The organism is Campylobacter concisus (assembly GCF_902460625.1).
Classification (GTDB): domain Bacteria; phylum Campylobacterota; class Campylobacteria; order Campylobacterales; family Campylobacteraceae; genus Campylobacter_A; species Campylobacter_A concisus_AD.
Genome location: NZ_CABPUT010000007.1, coordinates 55,114 through 58,040 on the forward strand (window position 1 = coordinate 55,114; position 2,927 = coordinate 58,040).

Below are 2,927 nucleotides of genomic sequence, written 5' to 3' on the forward strand. Positions count from 1 at the left end.
TTTTTAGCATGCCTCTCAGCTATGCAAACACCGCCCACTACAAGCTCTTTAAACTCATCTCTAGCGATCTCATAAGCACGCTCTAGGCTCATTTTAGGCTCTACCTTGCCAGAAGCAACGCCGACAAAAACATTTATATCGCTACTACTTTTGGCTAAATTTGCTCTAAATTCACTCTCGTTATATTTATTAGCAACCCTATAAAATATACTTGGCGTCTTTAAATTTAGATATTTTGAATAGTAAATTTCAGGGCTTAATGTATCGCTAAATTCAAAAGTTCGCTCGCTTCTTACGCGGCTACTTTCATCTTGGATCTCGTAAAGCACCAAGCCATCAGCCTGCACATCCGTGATCCTCTTGTCCCATTTTGCAGCGATCTCTTTAAGCTTTGCTTCTTCAAATTCAGCCTTTGGAGGCGTTAGGCCATAAAGCACTATGCCACTTTCATTGTTTATGATCTTATCTTTTAACATTTTCTAACTTTTTTTGAAATTTAAATGGAGTTTAGCGCCTAGGCTTACTAGACGCTAAAATTTGGATTATAGACCTCTTACGATCTTGACAGCTTCTACCATGTTTTTAAGGCTTGGCTCGACCTCTTCCCATTTTCTAGTTTTTAGGCCGCAGTCTGGGTTGATCCAGAGCTGCTCTTTTGGCAAGACTTCAAGCAGAGCTTTGATCTGAGCGACGATCTCCTCGACACTTGGCACGCGTGGGCTGTGGATGTCATAAACGCCAGGTCCGACCTCTTGTTTGTAGCCAACGGCTTTGAAAATTTTAAGTAGCTCGTTACCACTTCTTGCAGTCTCGATACTGATAACATCAGCGTCCATAGCCTCAATAGTCTTAATAATATCGTTAAATTCAGAGTAGCACATATGTGTGTGGATCTGGGTTTTTGCCTCAGCTGAGCTTACTGAAAGTTTGAAACAATCAACCGCAAATTTCTCATAAGCTGGGATATTTTCAGCTCTTAGCGGATAGCCCTCTTTAAACGCTGCCTCATCCACTTGGATCACTCTGATGCCCGCATCTTGAAGGTCTGCGATCTCGTCATAGATACAAAGTGCGAGCTGTTTTGCTACCTCGCTTCTTGGCAGATCATCGCGCACAAAGCTCCAGTTTAGCATAGTCACAGGACCTGTTAGCATGCCCTTCATTACGTGCTTTGTGATGCTTTGAGCGTATTTCATCCACTTAACAGTCATCGGCTCTGGGCGGCTTACGTCACCAAAGAGAAGTGGTGGTTTGACGCAGCGGCTGCCGTAGCTTTGCACCCAGCCATTTTGGCTAAATGCATATCCGCTGATCTGCTCGCCAAAGTACTCAACCATGTCGTTTCTCTCTGGCTCGCCGTGTACTAGCACGTCTAGGCCGATATCTTCTTGGAATTTCACACACTCATCAATATATTTTTTGATACCTGCTTCATAAGCAGCCGCGTCGATCTCGCCTTTTTTGAAATTTTGGCGAAGTACGCGAAGATCAACCGTTTGAGGGAAGCTACCTATCGTTGTTGTTGGCAAGATGCCGTAGTTTAGGGTTTCGCGTTGGATCTTTATGCGGTCTTCAAATTTCTCGTCACGCTCAAATTTGCTTAAATTTTTGATGCGGCTTTGAACGCTTTCAGAGTGGATGAGCTTTGAAGTAGCGCGAGTTTTAACGGCATTTTTATTTTCTTCATAAATTTTTGCCTCAGCATCGTTTAGATTCTCGCCGTTTGCTAGTTTTGTGATGATCTTGATCTCGTCAAGCTTCTCAACCGCAAAGCTTAGCCAGCTTTTGATCTCTGGATTTAAATTCTCTTCGTATTTTAATGTATAAGGCACGTGTAGAAGCGAGCATGAAGTGCCGATATAAAAGTCTTTGCCGCCTATTTTTTCTGAAATTTCACCTACAAGTTTTACTTTTTCGTCGATGTTGCTCTTCCAGATATTTCTGCCGTCTATCACACCAGCAAATAGCGTCAAATGGCTATTTTTGATAGTCTCAAGGACTTCGAAATTTCTCTTGCCGTGGATGAAGTCAAGTGCGATGCCATAAATTTTAGTTTTAGCCACTTCGCTAACTGCCTTGATCGCATGCTCAAAATATGTCGCAAATACGATTTTGATGTTGCTAGCAACGCCTGTTAGCTCGTTATAAACCTTTGTGATAAGTGGCAAAAGGTCGCTTTCATTTTTGTCTGTTACAAAGATCGGCTCGTCAAACTGCACTAAAATTTCATCATCAAGCTTAGAAATTTGCTCAAGTAGCTTTTTATACTCGCCTACAAGCGCGTCAAGGTGCTTAAATGGGCAGCTGCCGTCAGTCGTCTTTGAAAGAGCCAAAAATGTGATAGGACCGATCAAATTTACCTTACCTTTTACGCCGTTAGCCTTCGCCTCTTTGTATTCATTTAAAATTTTGTCCGCTTTTAGGCTAAATTTACTCTCACTGCTAAGCTCTGGCACGATGTAGTGGTAGTTTGTATTAAACCACTTTGTCATCTCCATCGCAACGCCACTTTTGTTGCCTCTTGAGCAAGCAAAATATTGCTCCAAGCCGCTTAAATTTGCAAATCTTGGAGGTGTAGCGCCAAAAGCGATGATGTTATCAAGCATTAGGTCGTAAAATGAAAAATCATTAACGCTAATAGCCGAAATACCAGCATCTTGTTGATATTTCCAGTGTCTTTGGCGAAGCGTCTTTGCAGTCTCTTGCAAATTCTCTTCACTAAAGCCCTCTTTACCAGCCCAAAAGCCCTCTAATGCGCGCTTTAACTCTCTTTTTTCTCCGATTCTTGGAAAACCTAAAACATAACTTTTTATCATTTTTATCCTTTTTAAATTTAACTTTGCAGATGAAAATTCGCTCTGCGGACTACTATAAAACTGTGCAAAGCACAGCAACTTTGAACGTGCAGTGGGGTAGGTGGGGGCTTG

The 2,927-nt window shown here is 42.1% G+C and carries 1 protein-coding gene and 1 pseudogene; both read right to left on the reverse strand.

Translation table 11 applies throughout. The features are described 5' to 3' along the window. Nucleotides 1-476 (reverse strand): annotated as a pseudogene (locus F3G69_RS09300) (methylenetetrahydrofolate reductase); the annotation flags it as partial. Nucleotides 477-542: 66 nt separating this feature from the next. After that, nucleotides 543-2,816 (reverse strand): 5-methyltetrahydropteroyltriglutamate--homocysteine S-methyltransferase, encoded by a 2,274-nt coding sequence (metE, locus tag F3G69_RS06375; RefSeq protein WP_149714729.1) that lies wholly within the window; start codon nucleotides 2,814-2,816, stop codon nucleotides 543-545. Nucleotides 2,817-2,927 lie beyond the last annotated feature (111 nt).